Genomic DNA, 21,929 nt, shown 5'->3' on the forward strand with positions numbered 1-21,929 from the left:
AAAATTTTCCAAATTTTTATATTTAGCTTTTGCCATCTACCTAATATACGACGTTTTTAAAACATGGAATATAGATAGAAGTCGCGCATACCTAAGTATTTTTCTATTGGCTGTTGCAATATTCATGTTCTTTTTTAGACGCAGATTTGAAAAGAAAAGCAACAACACTAAATAAATGAGCATTTATGTCATCATCATAATTGTATCATTAATCCTTTCTGCCTTTTTTTCAGGGATGGAGATTGCTTACATCTCTTCAAACAAAATCCATATAGAAATTGAAAAAAAACAAGAAGGCTTACTCGCTAAAATACTTAGTAAACTTACAGTAAAACCTTCGAAATTTATAACTACTATGCTTATTGGTAACAATATTGCATTGGTTATTTATGGTTTTTTTATGGGCGATTTGCTAGTAGATTGGTTTCGGTCTATGCTTCCAACACCTTACGGGCCAATAAATTATTTGCTTAATGATTTAAGTTTATTATCGCAAACCATTATATCTACCCTTGTTATTTTAATAACTGCGGAATTTTTACCAAAAGTATTTTTTCAGATTTATGCGAATAAATTAATTAAAGCCCTGGCTATTCCTGCCTATTTTTTTTATATCCTATTTAGTTTTATTTCCGATTTTGTTATCTGGATTTCAGATATTGTTCTTAGAGTTTTTTTTAAAACCGAAGGCGACCAAATTCAACTTGCCTTCACAAAAATTGAATTAGGTAATTACATTAGCGAGCAAATGGAATCGGTTGAAGAACATGATGAAGTAGATACCGAAATTCAAATATTTCAAAATGCTTTAGAGTTTTCCGAAGTAAAAGCTCGTGAAGTTATGGTTCCAAGAACTGAAATTATTGCTCTTGAAATTAAAGAATCTATTAAAACCTTAAATGCGCTTTTTACTGAAACTGGTTGCACAAAAATATTAGTTTATAAAGATACCATAGATGATATTTTAGGATATGCTCACTCTTTCGAGCTCTTTAAAAAACCAAAAACCATTAAAGCCATGATGCTGCCAGTGGAGTTTGTGCCAGAAACAGTTTTAATAAAAGATGTGCTCGGTGTACTTACTAAAAAGCATAAAAGTATAGCTGTAGTTTTAGATGAATACGGCGGAACTGCAGGAATTATGACTGTGGAAGATATTGTTGAAGAACTCTTTGGTGAAATTGAAGATGAACATGATACGGTTGTTTTAATTGAAGAAAAACTAGAAGATGAAACTTTTAATTTTTCGGCACGTTTGGAAGTTGATTATCTAAACGAAACTTACAAAATCAACCTTCCGGAAAGTGAAAACTATGAAACCTTAGGCGGCTTAATTGTAAACCACACGCAACAAATACCTGAACAAAATGAAATTGTAAAAATTGACAATTTTCAATTTACAATTTTAGAAGTTTCAACCACAAAAATTGATTTGGTTGAACTTAAACTAAAACAAGATGATTAGGTGTTTAACTAAGAACAAAAACATATTTCCTCCTGTTTTTTTATATATCCCATTTCCTTAATCATTCACAGGAATTCAACCAATCTTCAATAAATAACACCACTAATATCACTTCGAAGTGACAACATTACACAAAACAATAAATATCCCTTTCATTATTAAATAGAAAATGGTATTTTCGCGCACGATATTTTCATCAATTTAGTCGTAAATTGATAACCAAATTTAACAAGCTAAATCCAAATAACGGATTTATTCTAAAACATTTTAATTACAGATGGCAGTTTTAAATAAAATCAGACAGCGTTCATTATTCTTAATTTTAATTATAGCGCTAGCGTTATTTTCCTTTGTATTAGCAGATTTATTTAAAAATGGTGATGCACTTTCAGCAAAATCGCAAAATATTGTTGGTACCGTAGATGGTAAAGATATTTCGCGTGAATCATTTCTTCAAAAAGTAGATGTAGCGCAACGCCAAGCAGGTGCAAGTGCAACAAGTACACAAGTTATGAACCGTGTTTGGGATCAAGAAGTTCGTGATGCTGTAATGAATGCACAATTTGAAAAACTAGGAATTTCTGTTGAGAAAGACCAAATGAAAGATTTGTTAAAAACGGCACTTGCATCTAGTCCAGAGTTTTTAAACGAAGCTGGAATGTTTGACGAAGCAAAACTTAATGAATACATTGCTAACCTAAAAGAAACATCGCCAGCAGGCTATGAAAGCTGGGTTAATTACGAAAAGCAATTAGCAAACAATGCGTTACAACAAAACTACTTTAACTTAGTTAAAGCTGGTTTAACAGGAACTCTTGCTGAAGGCGAATTAGAATATATGCTTGAAAATAACAAAGTAGATATTAAATATGTACAAGTACCTTATTCTTCAATTGCCGATAGTTTAGTAAAGGTTTCTAAATCTGATATTTCTAGCTACATTAGTAAAAATGCTAAAAAATATGAAGTTGAAGCATCTCGTGATATTCGTTTTGTAGAGTTTAAAGAATTTGCAAGTGTAGAGGATGAAAATGCTATTAAAGCAGATTTAAAAACACTTTTAATAGATCGTGTTCAATATAACGAAGGCATCAAAGCTAACGAAAACATCATAGGTTTCTTAAACACAACAAACAACGAAGATTTTATCAATTCTAATTCTGATATTAAATTTGATGATCGTTTTGTTTTCAAATCTAGCTTACCATCAGCTGTTGCCGATACTATTTATAACTTAAATGAAGGTCAAGTTTATGGGCCTTATAAAGATAATGGATACTTTAAAATATCTAAAGTAATTGCTGTTAAGCAAATTCCAGATTCAGCTAAAGTACGTCACATCTTAATTCCTTTTATTGGAACAAGAAGTTCTGGAGCTCAAGCAACTCAAACAGAAGAGCAAGCAAAAGCAACTGCAGATAGTCTTTTAACTATTTTAAAATCTAATATTTCTAAATTTCCTGATTTCGTCACTGAATTTTCTACAGATCAAGGAAGTGTTGAAAATGGTGGACGTTACGATTGGCATGCTTACAATACAATGGTACCAGAATTCAATGATTTTGAATTTGAAGGTAAAGTTGGTGATTTAGGTATTGTAAAAACAATGTTTGGATTTCATATTATTGAAGTTGAAGGACAAAAAAACAAAACAAAAGCTATAAAAGTTGGAACATTAGCAAGACAAATTCAACCATCGGATGCGACAGTTGATAAAGTATTTAGAGATGCATCTAGTTTTGAAATTTCTGCTGCCGATAAAGATTTTGAAGCTTTAGCAAAAGAAAAAAGTTATACTGTACGTCCTGTTAACGGCATTAAAGTATTAGATGAAACTATCCCTGGTGTTGGTAACCAAAGACCAATTGTTCGTTGGGCATTTGAAGCTGATGCTGAAGTTGGCGATTTAAAACGTTTTAATATTACAAACGGATATGTAATTGCTCAATTAGTAGCAAAACACGAAGCTGGTTTAATGTCTGCTGATGATACTACGGTAACTGTTTTACCTATTCTAAGAAAAGAGAAAAAAGCAGCAATGCTAAGAGAACAAATTTCTGCAACTACACTAGACGATTTAGCTGCTGCACAAAAGAAAAGTGTGCGTACAGCTTCTGCCATTAATATGAAAAACCCAACTATTTCTGGAGCTGGTAGAGAGCCCTTAGTTGTTGGTGCTGCATTTGGATTAAACGAAGGAGAAACCTCTAAATTAATAGATGGAGCTAATGGAGTTTACATGGTTCAAGTAACTAAAGTAACGCCTGCTGCACCCTTAGATAATTACCAAGCTTCTGCTAACAGAGTTGCTCAACAAAAATCTAACGTTGTAAATTCTAAATTATACAATGCTTTAAAAGATGCTTCGGAAATTGAAGATAACAGAGCTAAAACACAGGTTCAATAAAAACAAATTGATTTAAATTATAAAAAAAGCCTCATTAACTTGAGGCTTTTTTATGCGCTGTACTTTCTGAACACTCTATTATAAAATTATATTTTTAAACTAAAAATATAAAACGAAGTTTTGGATTAAAAATTAAAGCACCATGTCTTGATAAGGAATAACAGTATCAAAACCTTTTGCTTTAAAATATGCTACTGGGTTTTGGTTTGAAGCCGCTAAAACAAAATCCCCACCCCAAGCACCAAGACTTTTAATAGCGCCTTTAAAATCGCTAAATAGTTTTTCTTTTACTGGTGTTTGTTTCGTTATTTCAGCAATAATAGCTTCGTGGGTTTCCATCAATTTTTGAAAGGCTTCTAGAGACACACAGTCTATCATTTCTTGAGAAATTCTATTAACCTCCTTTATGGACGCCAATAAATCTCCCTTATGTTCGCGATAATGTTTAATACCATCTCGACTATTTTGTTTTTTGTTTAAATGAACAAAATATAAATCCTCTTTAAATTTAGGATTAAATTTTACAGGAAGAACCTCTTTCAAATCTCCATTTAACTTATAAGTAATTGCCGAATTGTTTTGAGCACAAGCAATATCATAACCGCTACCTCCAAAAGTTTCTTCTAACAATACATAAGCATCAGTTTGAGCCCAATTAGCAACATTATTTATTAAGGTTGAAGATGTACCTAACCCCCAATTTTTAGGAAAATCTAACTTAGTAGTCACTTTATAAGCTAATCCGTCTTTTAAAAAATCAGGATTAAGTTTTTTAGCAGTATTTAATATTTGTAGAAGTCTTTTAGAAATCTCATCATCATTAGAGTTTAGAATTTCATCTTCTTTTAGTTTAAATTCAGTTTCAAACCAAATTATTCCTTTTTCATCCAAACTTTGCCAAATAATTTTGGGTTCCCCAATGTTTTCAACAATTAAAGATTGTCCATATTTAGTTGGTACGGCCAGAGAAACGGCTTCATCCAAAACTACATATTCCCCAGAAATTAATAATTTCCCGTTGCTAAAAAACTGTTTCACTTGTTTTGTTTAATTTATTGATTTACTTCAAAGGCTTCCGCTTAATCATACCACCTTTTAAATCTTTTACAATTCCCATAATGATAAATGCATTTTTATCTATTTTATCTATTTCGGTTTGTAGTCTTGCAAGTTCTAAACGAGTAACTATGGTATAAATAATATCTTTATCATAACTATCTCCACTAGTTCCGAAGCCACCTTTTCCTGCATAAATAGTACATGCACGACGTAACTTCTCGGTTATCATAACTCTTAACTCCTCATGCTTATTAGAAATAATAGTAACTCCAACATATTCCTCTACTCCATCTACAACAAAATCTACGGTTTTTGCAGCCGACAGATAAGTTAATATCGCATACAGAGCAATTTCAATAGATAAAACATAAGCTCCTACAGAAAATATTACGATATTAATTAGTAATAATACATCTCCAATAGTTAGGGATAATTTTCGACCTAAATAAATAGCCAAAACTTCAGTGCCATCTATAACACTGCCTCCACGCATAGATAAACCAATACCTAAACCCAAAAAGAAACCACCAAAAACGGCTATTAAAAGTTTATCTTCTGTAATAATAGGATATTCTACAAAATGAACAACAAAAGCTAAAAGAGTAATGGCACCGATGCTTTTTAGGGCAAATTTATTTCCAATAGTTTTAGATGCGAGTATTAAAAAAGGAATATTTACTAAAACAAGTAAGAATCCTAATTCCAGAGATGTTACGTTTTCCAGTAATAAAGAAATCCCAGTAGCTCCACCATCTATAAATTTGTTTGGTAATAAAAAACCTTTTAGCCCAAAACCAGCAGAAAACACACCTATGATTATAAAAATATATTCTTTTACAGCATGAGTTAATTCTACCTGAAACTTCCGTACCAACGGCACAATTTGCCTTATACTAATAGGCTTATCGCCTACACTACTCTGCTTCTTTTTAAGCCGTTTGCGAGCGACATCTATTAATATTTTGGATAAAAACGGGTTCATTCAGGACTTTTTAATTTAACCAATTAATAAAGAAGTATTTTATTTTAGCCTGATCAGGAACGTGGGTGCTTTCAAATTTCAAGTTCATATCAAACCTCAAATTAGGTGGCAACTCATTTTTATCAATGGTAAAACTAGCATTAATATCATCTACAGAAACAACTATAGAATTAATTAAGTTACTAATTCGGGAAATTTTGTATTGGCTATTTATGTCTTTAAACACACTAACAGTAGATAACTTTTTTTCGGTTGTAAAACGAGGATCCATAATACGTATTCCTGAAATCGTGGATGTAGAATCCAAAGCATGTTTAGGTAATAAGGTTAATAATTTTTTTCCTCCTTTTTCGAAAACTTCAATATTATTAATATTTCCCAGAAACTCATCACCTCCAATAAATCGAACGATAGAATCGTTAGGAAAAACAAGTTTTAAATCCTTGACTTGCGTAGAATCGGTTAATAAACCAACATGATGTTTAGAAATTTCAAAAGGATCTCGATCCTTCTTACAACTTGTAAAAGCAACCGTAAAACACAATAGACTAAAAAATATTTTATACATAATCTTAATTCAGTTATTTATTTCCTAGTAAATTATAATCTAATAAAATAGTTCTTATTTTTTCAGCACTTTGGTCAAAATCCCAAAAACAGAACGAATAAAAGTTGCACTCGTAAGCACTTTAACTATAGGGTTCATCGCTGTACTTCTACGACGAGTTGTTGTTTTTCTTTTAGATTCTGCTTTTTTAAGAGCTTCCTGTTCTTTTTTTGCTTTTTCTTTGGCTTCGTCTGCTTCAGCTTCTTTTATTTTTTCGTTAAGCATTTCGTAAGCACTCTCTCTATCAATGGTTTCGTTGTATTTTTTAACCATTTTAGAATTTGAAAGTAAACTACTTAACTCTCCATCGGTTAACACATCCATTCTACTCATAGGTGCACGCATCATGGTAGCAGCCAATGGAGTTGGGCGTCCTTTTTCATCTAATGCAGAAACTAAAGCCTCTCCAATTCCCAATGAAGTTAAAACTTCGGTAGTATCATAATACTCGGAATCCGGATAATTTTGCGCTGTTAATTTAATAGCCTTTCTATCTTTAGCTGTAAACGCTCTTAACGCATGTTGAATTTTTAAACCTAACTGCCCTAAAACGGCTTCGGGAACATCGGTTGGGTTTTGCGTAACAAAATACAAGCCAACACCTTTACTTCTAATCAATTTTACAATACTTTCGATTTGATTTAGTAGCGCTTTGGAAGCTTCATTAAAAATTAAATGAGCTTCATCTATAAATAAAATAAGTTCTGGCCGGTCGCTATCGCCTTGTTCTGGAAAGGTAGAGTAAATTTCGGCCAACAAACTCAGCATAAATGTTGAAAATAATTTTGGACGATCCTGAATATCTGTTAACCTTAATATATTAATATAACCACGTCCATTTTCATCAATACGCAGTAAATCTTGGGTATCGAAAGATTTTTCACCAAAAAACAATTCAGCACCTTGCTGTTCAAGTTCAATAACTTTTCTAAGAATTGCTCCAGTAGATGCCGTAGAAATTCTTCCATAAGCTTCAGTAAACTCAGCTTTACCTTCTTGGGTAGTATATTGTAAAATTTTCTTGAAATCTTTTAAATCTAGTAATGGCAATTTATTATCATCACAATACTGAAAAATAACAGCAACAACTCCTGTTTGAGTATCGGTTAAATCTAAAACTCGAGACAATAAAACAGGTCCAAATTCACTCACCGTAGCTCGAAGTCGAACACCATCTTGTTCAGAAAGTGTTAACAATTCTACAGGAAATCCTTTGGATTCAAAAGGTATACCAATTTTTTCATGACGTTCGTCTATTTTAGCATGCCCAGGACTTGGTTGAGCCAATCCACTTAAATCGCCTTTAATATCCATTAATAAGACAGGAATACCTTTATCACTCAAATTTTCAGCTAAAACCTGAAGTGATTTTGTTTTTCCTGTACCAGTTGCTCCGGCAATTAAGCCATGACGATTCATGGTTTTTAAAGGAATTTTTACGTGGGCACCCGTAACAGTTTCACCATCTAACATGGCTGCACCAACTGCTATAAAATCTCCTTTAGTTTTATTTCCGTCCGTTATATATTTAAAAAAAGCATCTGTCTTACTCATACTGTATATTTTGCATAAAAATACAGTAAATAAAATGAAGAAAAAAATATGGTTTCAACGGAAGTAAATAGACTCCTTAATTTCTGTTTACCATAAGCTTCATTACCTATAAGCTTCGTAAAGAACAACAATGTTTTCTGTTCTATTAGAAATATTAATGGTAAACCCATCGGTATTAAAACTTGTTACTTCTGCTGCAGTTAAACCTAAGAGGTCTCCATTTTGACTTCCATAACGTATGCCTATGGCTCTAGAACTAGAAGCGTATCTAGAAATATCGTTAATAGAGTTACCGTGTCCTCCATTAAAAATAACTTGTTGGTCTATGGTTCCACCATAGTTACTAGCATAACCTTGCATAGACCCAAACGAATTTTGAAAACTATTATCGTTATTAACAGTTCCATTATCCGCACTTAAATCTTCAGTCTCTACGTTGGCATAAGCCGAAAATTTAATAGAACTTGGTTCAAATGGTAAACCGGTAATAGTTTGAGTACCTGTATTTGTAATTATAAATTTACCTACATAGGTTGTAGATCCGATATAGGCACCAGAATCTGTTCCTGAACCTAATATATTACCCAAATCGGTACTAACCGTAGCATGAGAGTTTATAGGGTTCCAAATTGGTGTTCCTACCGATCCAGAGTTAAATTCAAACCTGCTTGTAGTGGTGTTAAATAACAATAGACCAATAGCGGGTAATGTTATACTGTTTCTTTGGGTAGTAGTTAGCCTTGGTATTAAAATACCTTTACTGTCGGAATCAATATCTAATATTGCTGAATCGTCGGGAGTTGTTGTGCCAATTCCTACTTGAGATTGCGCACCAAAAAAGCTAACGCAAAGCGCAAGCATGAGGGTGTATTTCTTCATTATTATATAGCTTTAGGGAGCCAGATTATATTAATTATTCCCCGAATATAGCAAGAATATTTAAAAACAGCAATATTTCAACTAAACTCATCTATTCGTTTTTTACTAAGCTTTTATTATTAAAAAAAGAATAAAACTGCAACAAATACATTTAACACCTTAAAAACAACTAGTTAAGATGACTAATACCAATATTAACAAACTTGGCATTTATAGGAGTATTTCCATTATTTAGTACATAACGCATGGTTACTACATCGTTGGCAACAATAGGATACATAACGGTTCCACTAATCCCCCAATAATCTGGACTTGTTAAGCTAGAAGCTCCTCGAGATAAATAGGCAACTAACGCACCATTAACATTAAGTGCAATAATATATTTTTTGGAACCACTGGGCATATTACTGGTTGATAAAGATGCACTAAACAAATAATTACCACTTTCTTTTATTGTAACCGTGCCATTTGCCGTAACATCATAGGCACTCGAGTTTATTGCAATTATATCTGAAGGCCCTATAGGAAAGTCAACATACGTGTCATTTGGTGTAGAAAGCGCACTATTACCTGAAGGATAATCTTTATTTAATATTAAGCTAGCATTAGTTTGACTAGACCAAAAACCATTTCTATATACAAAATAAGTGTTGTGGGTTGTATTAAAAACCAAAGCACCATCTAAAGGAGTTGGAATCGCAGACATTTCACTAAATGTCATTCGTGGAGGTACAAAAGCACCTACTTTACTATCTATTTGTAAAACGGATCCGTCATCGGGAGTTGTTGTGCCAATTCCTACTTGAGATTGCGCAAAGAAAAAGCTAACGCACAGCGCAAGCATGAGGGAATATTTTTTCATTTTTATTAGTTCTTTTGAGAGAATAAAGATTACTATATATGACTTCGAATGTAAAACAAAATTTCTATAAAAACTAACGAAATCCGTATCTTTGCGAACTTATGAAGAAAGAAATACAACAATTAGTTGATAAAGGAGAAATGCTTCCATTAATGGAGGAGTTTTACACCATTCAAGGTGAGGGTTTTCACAAAGGAACAGCAGCATATTTCATTCGTGTCGGTGGTTGCGATGTGGGTTGCCATTGGTGTGATGTGAAAGAAAGTTGGAATGCAGATTTACATCCGCCTACATTAATTTCTGAAATTGTTAAAAATGCAAAAAAGAATAGCGATACTATAGTAATTACTGGTGGGGAACCTTTAATGTGGGACATGACACCTTTAACCTCTCAGCTTAAAGCAGAAGGCTTACAAGTACACATTGAAACGTCGGGCGCTTATGAGCTTACTGGGGTTTGGGATTGGATTTGTCTTTCCCCAAAGAAAATGAAGTTACCAACAAAAGCTGTTTATGATAATGCGCACGAACTTAAAGTTATTATTTATAATAAAGATGATTTTCGCTTCGCGGAAGAACAGGCCGCTAAAGTAAATAATGACTGCATTCTATACTTGCAACCGGAATGGAGTAAACGTGACAAAGTAGTTCCTGAAATAGTAGATTATGTAATGAAAAACCCGAAATGGAAAGTTTCTTTACAAACACATAAATATTTAAATATTCCTTAAATAAAGTGGCCTTGAAGTTTTTCAAGGCTTTTTTGTTTTTTGTCATGTAAATCACATATATTTAGAAAAACAAACCCTAACTAGCATGAAGTTAGTACTTTTCTACATTTCCCTCTTTACTGTATTAACGCTAAACGCACAACATTCGGATATAGAAAAATCTATTTTCGAGATAAATTCCAAGATTCAAAATTCCGAAAAAACCCTTCAGTTAAAATGGATGGATAGCTTGGTTTCTATTGTGAAATATAAAACAGAATTACAATACGATTCTATTGTAAAACAAACCATCAATTTCGCTTTAAAACTAGATTCCTTAGAGCTTGCCGGTAACCATATTGCCGATTTAATCTACTACAAAAATAATATAACAGGCAAACCAGAAGAAGGGTTAAAACTTTATAATAAGTACATTAAAACCTACGAGCATATGCAAAACAGCTATGCCCTAACAAGGTTTTACTTAAACGTAGCCGATAGTTATTATTACTTAAACGATGTAGATACAGCTGTTAAATTCTACAACAAAACCATTAAATATGCTCAAAAATATAATAAAACAAGATTAGAAGGTTTCGCTCACTTATACCTAGGCTACACAGAGTCTGATATGGGCAAATTCCCCGAAGCTTCAAAAAGTTTAAAAACGGCTATAGACATATTTACAGAAGTAAAAGACAGCTTCAACATCTTATCATCAAAAAATGCACTATCCATTCTGTACAGTAAAAATGCTTTTTTTAACGAAGCAGAAAAAGAACGAAATGAAGCCATAGAACTGGCACAACAGGATAACCGAAACGATCATCTTATTAGCTTATACTTCAACGCAGCTACCGATTACAGAAAAATAGCCGACTATAAAAAGCAAATAGCATACTTAAAAACATCATTAGCTTACAATGCAAAATCTGAAAACGAAATGTATTTAAAAGCCAATATTTTAGCAGAATTAGTAATAGCATATTCCGAAAATGATAGCACAAATTTAGCCGAGACACACTTTAAAGAACTTAAACAAATCTATTTAAATAATAAATCTAGTAGAAATCGTGAATCGTACATTTTTGCATTAAAATCACTAGAATTTCAAAAAAGCAACTACTCTAACGCTCTTACGTATGGGAAAGAATATTTAACCCTAAGAAAACAAAAACGCGGGTATGAAGAAATTATGCTTGCCGAAAAATTTATTGCAAAAGTATACCAAGCAACAAATAATTTGCAAAAAGCAAATGAACACTTTGTAAGTTATTATACCTTAAAAGATTCTATTACTAGCGTACAAAACACAAAAACGCTTGCTTATTACCAAACCCTTTACGAAACCGAAAAACAAGACCGAAAAATAGAAGCTCAAAACACAAATATTGAATTATTAAATGTTGAAAATAAAAACAAAACGCAACAACTAACCTTAGGCGTAATTAGTATGCTCGTTTTATTTGCCTGCATATTGTTTTACCGTTCTTACACCAATGCCAAACATCGAGAAATTGTTCAGCAAGGTTTTTCTCAAGAACTCATAAAAACACAAGAACGAGAACGCACTCGTATTTCTAAAGATTTGCATGATAGTGTAGGGCAACAACTTGTACTTTTAAAATGAAAAACCCAATCGTTAAAACAGCCAGAATTATCTCTACTTGTACAAAACACACTAGAAGAAGTTCGGCATATTTCTAGAGACTTATACCCTATCACTTTAACAAAACTGGGGTTAACCAATAGTATTCAAAAATTACTATTTGAACTAGACGAAACTACAGATCTATTTGTTACTTTAGAAATAGACGATGTTAACACGCGCTTTGATGATGTTGAAACCCTAAATTTTTATAGATTTATACAAGAATCTGTTAGTAATGTTATAAAACATGCCAACGCCAGTACACTATTTGTAAATATATTAAAGCAAAAAAATGGTATCAAGGTTTTAATAAGAGACAACGGAAATGGTTTTGATATCGACGATACCATCACGCTAAATAGCCTTGGGTTAAAAACCATGACAGAGCGTATCAATATACTAAAAGGCAGATTATCAATTAAAAGTAAAAAAAATAAGGGCACAGCTATTTTGGTTCAAATTCCAACTTAAAATAAAGCCATTAAAAAGTTTTTGGGCGGGTTTTTAAGAAAAATAAAAACCGTGCTATCCACTATATCTTTTTTACATCGTTACATAAAAATAATTGCATCGTAATTCTATAAGCCTACTGTGTAATTTACACGGTAATACTTATCAGGTAAAAAAGGATGCCGTTTCTATCACTCCCGCAACTATCTGCTAAGGACAAGTTATCAATAAAGACTGTTTCTATTTTTTAAAGAAGGACATAATTTTATTGAAAAAACCACCACCTGAAGATGATGTATTTAATTTAGGTTTTACTTTTGGAACATGCTCAGCCTTATGTTTCTCCTTATAGTTATACTTTTCTAAAATAACATTTACCCGTTTTTTATACAGTACACCTTTTTCTGGTTCTATCTGAAAAATATAATTGGCATACCCATCAATTTGAGCCAAAACATTACCACCTTTAGTCCAATATTTACCTTCTATACCATCTTTTTCAATCTGAAATAGAAGCGCTCTAAAACGTTTTAAGTCTTCTTTCGGGATATTTGTTTTTTCGTTAACAACAACACCCGTAACCTCCTGTTTGGCATTACGCTTCATGATGCGTAATTTTTCGGGATGTAAATTAAAATTCTCACTATTTACAACGTATCTAGAGTATTTTAAAAGCGGAGTCATTTTATCAAAACTATCATGAGTTCCGGAAAAAGTAATATCATCTACATAACGCGTGTATATAAAACCGTATTTATTAGCTAAACCCGTTAATCTAAAATCTAATTTTTTACAAAGAATATTTGTAATAGCAGGACTTGTTGGAGCGCCTTGTGGTAAAAAACGTTCGCCACGCTGTGCATAATAATCTTCACCTAAAAGGGAAACATCTAGTATTTTAGGTTCCGAACATAAAAGAGAAAAAATAGTTGCAACCTGATTAGAATAACCCAAAGCTAAAAATACACCTTTAATTCGCGCATAAGTAACAGATGGGAAAAAATTCTTAAAATCTTGATTAATAACAACAGCTTTCCCAACATGTAGTTCGGCATTAGTTTTAATAGACCTTCCTATCACGCAACCATGTGCATTTGAGTGAACAGGTACTATATTTAAAACCGATTCTAAAATCCAGTGTTGTGCCTTTTTCAACTTAGGCATAGGTGCTGAGATTAAACGATATCCACCAGATTTTTTAGCCATTTGAAATCTTTTGTAATGACTAATTTTGGAGTTTTTTCTTGAAAAAGATAGGAACCTTAACTCACCAATAGAGATATTCATAGCTTTGGCTAAATCTTCGGCTGTATGTAAAACAGGTAAGTTTTTAGATTTTAAACGTTCGGTATTAGATATCTGCTCATTTAATTGATGCGAATAATTTTCACCTAAATAAATAATATCTTTCTCTTTAGAAACACGCCATTTCTCAGCCTTTTCTAAGCGTTCTTTTTCACGACGTTCTTTAGTTTCTTTTTGAGATTGTTTAGAAGCAAGCTTGCGTTCTTGGTGTTTTTTAGCCAGAAAAGCTTCCGGATCTTCTATAACTTTTTTTTCTTTTAATAGCTTTTGAAGTTTCTGTGATAATTCTCTTTCTTCATTAAAAAACGTATTTACAGCTTTAAAATCAAGTTCTCCTTCATTCCAAAACCCTAAGCGTTTCATTTCCGAAAGGATATATTCTTGTTTAGAAGATGCCTTTATTTTATCATAAATTTCTTGTCTTCTTTCCGTAGAATTATTTCTCATATAACAAAAAAAAGGTAGCAATAAGATGTATTTTGAATGCCCTTCGTACGATTCTCAAGACTGAATTGAACAACTCCAGTGAAATAGGTACTAGTGTACTGTTTCACTTCGCAGAAGTCTAACCGGAAACGGTACACTAGTACCTATTTCACAAGTTAAGTTCGAGTCAGTGACGCGTTCGGTATCTGTAAGCAAGATTGGCGATCCACCAATCAAAATGCAAGGTTTTTATCTTATTACTACCATGGTTTAAATATAATATTATTTTTTATCAAAAGTGATTCTTGTAGCTAAAATATGTGCACAAGGTCCTTTTGTCATTTTATTTTTATAAAACTCATTACAGTTACATTTAGCATCTGTAATTTTTAAATCTTTATCAATTAATACAACCGTATTATAACTGTTACTTACTGTGGCGGTTAACAATACTTTGCCGTTCTGTTCTGTAATTTTTAAGTTAGCAACCGCACCTTGTTCCATTAACCTATATGCGTCCTTATCTGTTTCACTAGAAAAACGAAGCGATTCTATATCAATACCGTCACGTTTTAATTCACGTACACGGTAAACTTTATTTTTAAGATCATAAATTACTTTACCGGCTTGCGCAAAAGTTTCCATGGATTTACTAACCGTAGTAACATCTAAATTTAGGTTTTTAGCCAAATCTGTTTCACTTGAAAACCACGTATTTCGTAATTCTAAATAAATACTTTGCATAGTTGTAGCGGGCACTAATGTACGAGGTGCTAATAATTCTAATTGGCTAGACTGTGTCCAATCGTTCGCTGTCCACCCAGAAAGTCCCAATGTAAAATACATGTCATTGGTTAAATGTGCCGTGTAAAATGAAGGCATGCCGTTACCTAAAAGATGAACGCTGAATTTGTTGGTTATTGGCAGTAATCGTTCTAAAAGTAGAATACGTCTACGTCCCCAAACTCTAATTTCTTCATGTTCATCTCCTTTATAAGTCGATTGATTACAAACAATTTCAATATTCCAAGGTTCGAAAACTGCAACAATAGGCTCGTTTGGTTTCAGGATATATTTAATAGACCGAGGGCCTTTACGTTCTTTGTTTCGTTTTAATACTGAAATAAAATTGGCTATATCAATAGCTTCTAATTCAAAAGATATTTTTTTAGTGGTCATTGCTGTACTCACTTGTAAAAAGCCACGAACCCAACTATCGGGCAAATCAATTTTTACTTCTCTATAATTATCTTCACCGGTTGTTTTAACATCAAAACCCTTAGGATCTATTTTAAAATCTGTCTCCTTATAAGTTCTTATTTTCTGAAACTCTTCATATAATTTCTTAGAATAATCAATGTTTGTGGTACCACATTTAAATTCATTAATATCTTTAAACACATCATATCCACAAGATAATTTACCGTAAACCGATTCATCTTTACTAAAACATTCAAAAAAAACTTGATCGGGATGCACCGTAATTACTGGATCTAAAACCATCCAGGCATCCATATCTCTTTTGTACAAAAACTTAAAATAGGCACTTTGTGCTTTATAATAAGGTTTCATTATAGAATCGCGCTCTTTACGAAGTCCTTCCATTTTGGCTCGTACCTCGTGAATTTCTGAACGCAATTTCGATAAATCGGAACTAGCCTCCGATAACCAAATCTCTTCTTGGCCTTTTAACCATGCCAAATAAGCCGAATTATCTTTTGGCTGAAAATTAAAATCAGCAACCACAACATGATGCAATGCAGAAATAGCTTCTCTAAACGGAATTTTTTTATCCAAAGTCCCTACAAAAAATGTAGGATCGCGCAGCACATCTGGAGCAAAACTAACATTAGTGTTAGATACTCCATTATTAACAGCACTTCCGCCTCCGTATTTATAATTAAATTGCATGTTTTTAATTTGATTTTATTAATAACGGAACTTCAATTTCTGGAAAAACATCATATATACTCAGTAAAACATCAATGTTGTTACTTCTATCTTTTATGGTTTTTGTTCCAATAATACTGTTTATTAAACGTACAGTCATTTCTGCAACCACCTTATTTTTAACAGATTCTTGTTCTAAAAAAGCATAAATTCTTGTTTTAGTTGCACGATGTGTATTAATATTAAATAAGCTCGTTTTAAAATATGTTTCCAGTTTTAAAATAACATCTGGAGTATCTTTAGCATATGTTTCTAAATAGTTAGTTACAAAAAACTGCATATCCTTTGTAGGATGCTCTTGTAGTTTCATTAGTAACGGCAAACCTTTCTCCTCGCTAAAATGAGCTGTTATCATTTTTCTACCAAAAGCTTGTACTTCATTTTTAGTATGGTCACAAGCGTATAACAGCATGTTAACTGTCCAGGTTTTTTCTTCAATGCTTCTTTCAAAATAATCGCAAGCCCAATCTATAATATCTTGCCAACTTGAGTTAAAAATTAATAATGCCTTTTCTAACTCATAATTAATCTTCGGAATATGTAACTGAAAATAATCTTGAAGCATTTTACGTATTTCAAAAACATCTGAATTACCTAAAGAGACTAATTTATCAACAGGTAACATATTTAAATCTATATGTTGTTTAAATAAAGGAAGACCAAGTTTTTGAGCATATTCATAATGCGAAAGTACAAGTTTAAACATAAGCTCATGAGAAACATCATTTAAATAATGCTTATAGTTTTCTGTTAACAAGCTGTAACAATTAGCATGTAAACCATCATATTTTTCTGCATCAATTAATACAATAAGTAAGCTATTAAAAAGGCTTGTTTTAAAATCTGCATCTAAATTAACCAAACGTTCTATAGTTGGTTGTATTGCTGTTCGTACTTCTTCGTATTCGGAAAAACAAAAGCCACTAATCTTTTTACTATTCTCTAATAAAAAATGATCAGGAAACTGAGATAACAACTCAATTCCAACTTGCCTCAATCTGGCTTCATTAGAATTAATATATTCATCTATTGAATCTTTAAATAATAAGAATGTTTCAATTTTATTGTGCTTAGCAAAATTAGCCGCAAATAATTTATTGGTAAAACTATTAGAAGATGCCAATTTATTGATATCTTCTATAGACACATCACTCAATAAGCCCCCAAAAGAAGTATTTCCTATTAAATTGTTTACCTCCAAAAGATAAGCCTCAATGAATACAGAAGGTGATTCAAATAAGCTACTTAATGCATTTAAATTAAGTATAGGGTTGTATTTAGAAATACTACTATATAAGGTTTTTAAATAGTAAATAACCTTTACTTCACCAGTTAGTAATAAACCGACAACCACTTCCGCTCTAGAAAAATAATCACGCTCATAAAAAGTAAGCCAACAAAGCGCTAATTCTATAGCACTTTCATTCTTAGAACTTAATAATGCTAACAATATAACATCTTCAGGTTGTACGTTCTTATATTTATCTTTTATAGATTCTAAAATCACTTCCAAAACCTTAGGATGATAATGAGAAACTAAACGTTGTAAATCTTCTAACAAAAGTGAATCTAAAATACTTTTATTCTCCTTTATAATTCGTAATGCGAAAAACACAGCCTCTTCACTCTTAGCATGACTTAAAACATACAGTACTTTTTCAGGATTGCTACTCCATACTTCTGGAAGAATTTCTGCTCGTTCTAGATCTTCCAACTTAATATCTTCAGAATAAAACCATTTAGTATTATCTCTGTTTAACAAAGTAGAATTACCATAAAGCACATACATTAGTGCAGAAAACTCATGATATCTTGGAAAGATTCGACGCTCGGTAATATAGCGTCTTTCTACAGAATCATAAATATAATTGTATTGCACATTAGAAGCATTTCTATCCATTTTATCATTTAACGCAACTAAAATAGACACTGCATAATCCAAATAACCAGATATGTTAGTTTTGCTTAATTTATAAACTAAGCTATAGGTGTTTTTATTAAAATATTTTTGTGTTTTAGATGAAAACGCAACAGAAGGATTCTCTTTCTTCTTTTCAACATCTACTGAAGTCCATTGCTGACCGCTATATATATAACTAGAAGTATATCCAGGTGTACTAACACCCATTTTTTTAGATAACAAGCCTAAAAACTGATAGTCGTTTAATAAGTGGGCTACTCGATAAATATATCTAACAGACTTAAATGTGTTTACTTTTAATGGAATACTTTGAAGGAATTGATATAGCTCTTCCCTACCGGAATTTATGATATCACTATATAAATAAACATAATATAAAACTGAAGCATCAATATTCTCTTCTTTGAGGAAATAATCTTTTAATGCAGCGTAAAATAATCTAGGATGTTTTATATGATTTCCTAATTCTGATGGAAGCGTATTTAAAATCTTATTTTGAATTTCCTTCTTTACATTATCGTTACCATATTTAAGACAATATGCAACAGCAGCACGACCGCTTTTATTTGAAAAATTCTCAGTTTTGAAAACATTATAAATCGAATCAACATGTGTATCATCTTCTAAAACACAAAGCGTATATATAGAAGCATATTGTTCAAATTCGTAATTAGATTTAATAAAACGAGCTATAAGTGGAGATGCTAACTTAATATCAAGCTCTGCACATCTTAAAATAATTTTAGAGACTTTCCAATCTCTTGAATAAGTACCAGCAACTGATTGCTCTAAATACTTTAAAATGGTGTCTTCACGAGCAGTGTTCTGTTTAACAGGTATAGATACTGAACCATTCTCACCATATCCTTTTTTCTCTTTACTTTCGACTAACTTATTAAATATAGACAGAGCGTCATCATAAGGTACAGGGAAAACGGTTTTAGTTCCTTCTCTTAAAGTTGCTCCTCTACGACCATATCGAAAATTTACCACGAATAAGTCTCCACCAGATTCACATAAATCCACCTCGTAAACTTTATCCGACTTACCTTCTGTAAAATATAGTTTTTTTTGCTGTTGTATCTTCAATTCCAAAACGATTTGTAAGTAAATATACAGAATTATACAATCAACTTATATTGAAGAAAATAAAAAAAGCCTATTTAAATTGTAAACAGCTCATTCAATACACCTTACCAATAATTATTTACGTTGAGTTTATTGCAAAAAAAATCCTCAACAATTTCTTGTTGAGGATTAAAAAAGGCAACGACCTACTCTCCCACAAATGCAGTACCATCGGCGCTAATGGGCTTAACTTCTCTGTTCGGAATGGTAAGAGGTGAGCCCCATCGCTATAACCACCTTAAGTTATAGCTGCTCGCTATTAGATTTTAATCCTCTAGCATACAGCGTTTATCTCTTTGGATAAACAAATATCTTAACATATTGAAACAAAAATCATGAATATAATGTATTGTATAACTTATAAAAAAACAGGCGTACAATAAGCCTATGGGTTATTAGTACTACTTGGCTATGACATTACTGCCTTTACACCTATAGCCTATCAACGTGGTAATCTTCCACGACCCTTTAAAGAAATCTCATCTTGTGGTGGGTTTCGCGCTTATATGCTTTCAGCGCTTATCCCTTCCCAACGTAGCTACTCAGCAATGCTCCTGGCGGAACAACTGATACACCAGAGGTTAGTCCAACTCGGTCCTCTCGTACTAGAGTCAGATCCACTCAAATTTCTAACGCCCACTGTAGATAGAGACCGAACTGTCTCACGACGTTCTGAACCCAGCTCGCGTGCCACTTTAATGGGCGAACAGCCCAACCCTTGGGACCTTCTCCAGCCCCAGGATGTGACGAGCCGACATCGAGGTGCCAAACCCCCCCGTCGATATGAGCTCTTGGGGGAGATCAGCCTGTTATCCCCGGCGTACCTTTTATCCTTTGAGCGATGGCCCTTCCATACGGAACCACCGGATCACTATGCTCTACTTTCGTACCTGATCGACTTGTAGGTCTCTCAGTCAAGCTCCCTTATGCCATTGCACTCTACGCACGATTACCAACCGTGCTGAGGGAACCTTTAGAAGCCTCCGTTACTCTTTTGGAGGCGACCACCCCAGTCAAACTACCCACCAAGCACTGTCCCTTCAAAAGAAGGTTAGACTCTAGATAAGCAAAGGGTGGTATTTCAACAATGACTCCACAACGCCTAGCGACGCCACTTCAAAGTCTCCCACCTATCCTACACATTACTTATCCAAAACCAATACTAAGCTATAGTAAAGGTGCACGGGGTCTTTTCGTCCCACAGCGGGTAATCGGCATCTTCACCGATACTACAATTTCACCGAGCTCATGGCTGAGACAGTGTCCAGATCGTTGCACCATTCGTGCAGGTCGGAACTTACCCGACAAGGAATTTCGCTACCTTAGGACCGTTATAGTTACGGCCGCCGTTTACTGGGGCTTCATTTGAATGCTTCGCCGAAGCTAACATCTCCACTTAACCTTCCAGCACCGGGCAGGTGTCAGGCCATATACATCATCTTTCAATTTAGCATAGCCCTGTGTTTTTGATAAACAGTCGCCTGGACCTTTTCACTGCGGCCACCCCGAAGGGTGGCGACTCTTCTCCCGAAGTTACGAGTCTATTTTGCCTAATTCCTTAGCCATGAATCTCTCGAGCACCTTAGAATTCTCATCCCAACTACCTGTGTCGGTTTAGGGTACGGGCTGCTTCTCTTGCTTTTCTTGGAAGTCGATTTGCTAGATTATCACCTTGACCGAAGTCTCAGTGTACTATCGCGGTGTTACCACTCGCTTCAACGCACAATTCCGTCTGTGCGCACTAACTTTTCGCCTCCGTCACTTTTATTGAGAGCAGGTACTGGAATATTAACCAGTTGTCCATCCACTACCCCTTTCGGGTTCGCGTTAGGTCCCGACTAACCCTCAGCTGATTAGCATAGCTGAGGAAACCTTAGTCTTTCGGTGTGCGGGTTTCTCGCCCGCATTATCGTTACTTATGCCTACATTTTCTTTTGTAGCTTCTCCAGCATGCCTCACAGCACACCTTCGACGACACTACAATGCTCCCCTACCGATATTTCTATCCCATAGCTTCGGTAATATGTTTATGCCCGATTATTATCCATGCCGAACCGCTCGACTAGTGAGCTGTTACGCACTCTTTAAATGAATGGCTGCTTCCAAGCCAACATCCTAGCTGTCAAAGCAGTTCAACCTCGTTTTTTCAACTTAACATATATTTTGGGACCTTAGCTGATGGTCTGGGTTCTTTCCCTCTCGGACATGGACCTTAGCACCCATGCCCTCACTGCTGATTATCATTTTATAGCATTCGGAGTTTGTCAGGAATTGGTAGGCGGTGAAGCCCCCGCATCCAATCAGTAGCTCTACCTCTATAAAACTATAAATCAACGCTGCACCTAAATGCATTTCGGGGAGTACGAGCTATTTCCGAGTTTGATTGGCCTTTCACCCCTACCCACAGGTCATCCGAAGACTTTTCAACGTCAACCGGTTCGGTCCTCCACTGTATGTTACTACAGCTTCAACCTGCCCATGGGTAGATCACACGGTTTCGCGTCTACCACTACTAACTAAGCGCCCTATTCAGACTCGCTTTCGCTACGGATCCGGACCTGAAGTCCTTAACC

The 21,929-nt window shown here is 33.8% G+C and carries 14 protein-coding genes and 2 rRNA genes (1 of these 16 running past the window's edge); 5 read left to right on the forward strand and 11 right to left on the reverse strand.

Features of this window, described 5'->3' with window-relative positions; translation table 11 throughout:
* Positions 1–175: 175 nt before the first annotated feature.
* Positions 176–1,465, forward strand: a complete 1,290-nt coding sequence (locus tag GQR97_RS03685; RefSeq protein WP_158845478.1) for a hemolysin family protein — start codon at positions 176–178, stop codon at positions 1,463–1,465.
* A 277-nt stretch (positions 1,466–1,742) separates the two neighbouring features.
* Positions 1,743–3,872: a SurA N-terminal domain-containing protein gene (locus tag GQR97_RS03690; protein ID WP_158845481.1), complete on the forward strand. Its 2,130-nt coding sequence runs from the start codon at positions 1,743–1,745 to the stop codon at positions 3,870–3,872.
* Between the two features lie 132 nt (positions 3,873–4,004).
* Here GQR97_RS03690 and GQR97_RS03695 read toward each other — a convergent pair whose 3' ends face one another.
* The 6 genes from GQR97_RS03695 to GQR97_RS03720 form a co-directional block, all read right to left on the reverse strand.
* The gene (locus tag GQR97_RS03695) at positions 4,005–4,910 is read right to left on the reverse strand and encodes a GYDIA family GHMP kinase (RefSeq protein WP_158845483.1); all 906 of its coding nucleotides are present in this window, start codon (positions 4,908–4,910) and stop codon (positions 4,005–4,007) included.
* 22 nt (positions 4,911–4,932) lie between these two features.
* Entirely contained in the window at positions 4,933–5,913 is a 981-nt protein-coding gene (locus GQR97_RS03700) for a YitT family protein (protein WP_158845486.1), read from the reverse strand.
* Positions 5,914–5,923: 10 nt separating this feature from the next.
* Positions 5,924–6,481 carry a hypothetical protein gene (locus tag GQR97_RS03705; RefSeq protein WP_158845489.1) on the reverse strand — a complete coding sequence of 186 codons (558 nt, stop codon included), beginning with the start codon at positions 6,479–6,481 and terminating at the stop codon, positions 5,924–5,926.
* Positions 6,482–6,535: 54 nt separating this feature from the next.
* Positions 6,536–8,074, reverse strand: a complete 1,539-nt coding sequence (locus tag GQR97_RS03710) for a helicase HerA-like domain-containing protein (protein ID WP_158845491.1) — start codon at positions 8,072–8,074, stop codon at positions 6,536–6,538.
* A gap of 102 nt (positions 8,075–8,176) precedes the next feature.
* On the reverse strand, positions 8,177–8,953 hold the full coding sequence (locus GQR97_RS03715; RefSeq protein ID WP_158845493.1) for a hypothetical protein: 777 nt from the start codon (positions 8,951–8,953) through the stop codon (positions 8,177–8,179).
* 169 nt (positions 8,954–9,122) lie between these two features.
* The gene (locus GQR97_RS03720) at positions 9,123–9,815 is read right to left on the reverse strand and encodes a hypothetical protein (protein WP_158845496.1); all 693 of its coding nucleotides are present in this window, start codon (positions 9,813–9,815) and stop codon (positions 9,123–9,125) included.
* A gap of 101 nt (positions 9,816–9,916) precedes the next feature.
* Between GQR97_RS03720 and GQR97_RS03725 the strand changes: the two genes are divergently transcribed.
* The 3 genes from GQR97_RS03725 to GQR97_RS19940 all read left to right on the forward strand — a co-directional run bounded on the left by GQR97_RS03725 (position 9,917) and on the right by GQR97_RS19940 (position 12,647).
* On the forward strand, positions 9,917–10,546 hold the full coding sequence (locus GQR97_RS03725) for a 7-carboxy-7-deazaguanine synthase QueE (protein WP_158845499.1): 630 nt from the start codon (positions 9,917–9,919) through the stop codon (positions 10,544–10,546).
* An 85-nt stretch (positions 10,547–10,631) separates the two neighbouring features.
* Positions 10,632–12,155: a tetratricopeptide repeat protein gene (locus GQR97_RS03730; protein WP_158845502.1), complete on the forward strand. Its 1,524-nt coding sequence runs from the start codon at positions 10,632–10,634 to the stop codon at positions 12,153–12,155.
* 261 nt (positions 12,156–12,416) lie between these two features.
* Entirely contained in the window at positions 12,417–12,647 is a 231-nt protein-coding gene (locus tag GQR97_RS19940) for a sensor histidine kinase (protein ID WP_410488945.1), read from the forward strand.
* A gap of 219 nt (positions 12,648–12,866) precedes the next feature.
* Here GQR97_RS19940 and GQR97_RS03740 read toward each other — a convergent pair whose 3' ends face one another.
* The 5 genes from GQR97_RS03740 to GQR97_RS03760 form a co-directional block, all read right to left on the reverse strand.
* Complete coding sequence (locus GQR97_RS03740; protein ID WP_158845504.1) at positions 12,867–14,378, reverse strand: reverse transcriptase family protein; 1,512 nt, start codon at positions 14,376–14,378, stop codon at positions 12,867–12,869.
* 261 nt (positions 14,379–14,639) lie between these two features.
* The gene (locus GQR97_RS03745; protein WP_158845507.1) at positions 14,640–16,268 is read right to left on the reverse strand and encodes an SWIM zinc finger family protein; all 1,629 of its coding nucleotides are present in this window, start codon (positions 16,266–16,268) and stop codon (positions 14,640–14,642) included.
* A 4-nt stretch (positions 16,269–16,272) separates the two neighbouring features.
* Complete coding sequence (locus tag GQR97_RS03750; protein ID WP_158845509.1) at positions 16,273–19,317, reverse strand: WGR domain-containing protein; 3,045 nt, start codon at positions 19,315–19,317, stop codon at positions 16,273–16,275.
* A 172-nt stretch (positions 19,318–19,489) separates the two neighbouring features.
* Positions 19,490–19,597: ribosomal RNA gene (rrf, locus tag GQR97_RS03755) — 5S ribosomal RNA — on the reverse strand.
* 134 nt (positions 19,598–19,731) lie between these two features.
* Positions 19,732–21,929, reverse strand: a 23S ribosomal RNA gene (locus tag GQR97_RS03760); it runs 626 nt beyond the window's last position.

Source organism: Algibacter sp. L1A34 (assembly GCF_009796805.1).
GTDB lineage: Bacteria > Bacteroidota > Bacteroidia > Flavobacteriales > Flavobacteriaceae > Algibacter.

Excerpts from the sequence above, each read along its gene's own strand:
- GQR97_RS03685 (WP_158845478.1), top strand. The coding sequence starts at position 176 with ATGAGCATTTATGTCATCATCATAATTGTATCATTAATCCTTTCTGCC.
- GQR97_RS03690 (WP_158845481.1), top strand. The coding sequence starts at position 1,743 with ATGGCAGTTTTAAATAAAATCAGACAGCGTTCATTATTCTTAATTTTA.
- GQR97_RS03700 (WP_158845486.1), bottom strand. The coding sequence starts at position 5,913 with ATGAACCCGTTTTTATCCAAAATATTAATAGATGTCGCTCGCAAACGG.
- GQR97_RS03705 (WP_158845489.1), bottom strand. The coding sequence starts at position 6,481 with ATGTATAAAATATTTTTTAGTCTATTGTGTTTTACGGTTGCTTTTACA.
- GQR97_RS03710 (WP_158845491.1), bottom strand. The coding sequence starts at position 8,074 with ATGAGTAAGACAGATGCTTTTTTTAAATATATAACGGACGGAAATAAA.
- GQR97_RS03715 (WP_158845493.1), bottom strand. The coding sequence starts at position 8,953 with ATGAAGAAATACACCCTCATGCTTGCGCTTTGCGTTAGCTTTTTTGGT.
- GQR97_RS03720 (WP_158845496.1), bottom strand. The coding sequence starts at position 9,815 with ATGAAAAAATATTCCCTCATGCTTGCGCTGTGCGTTAGCTTTTTCTTT.
- GQR97_RS03725 (WP_158845499.1), top strand. The coding sequence starts at position 9,917 with ATGAAGAAAGAAATACAACAATTAGTTGATAAAGGAGAAATGCTTCCA.
- GQR97_RS03730 (WP_158845502.1), top strand. The coding sequence starts at position 10,632 with ATGAAGTTAGTACTTTTCTACATTTCCCTCTTTACTGTATTAACGCTA.
- GQR97_RS03740 (WP_158845504.1), bottom strand. The coding sequence starts at position 14,378 with ATGAGAAATAATTCTACGGAAAGAAGACAAGAAATTTATGATAAAATA.
- GQR97_RS03745 (WP_158845507.1), bottom strand. The coding sequence starts at position 16,268 with ATGCAATTTAATTATAAATACGGAGGCGGAAGTGCTGTTAATAATGGA.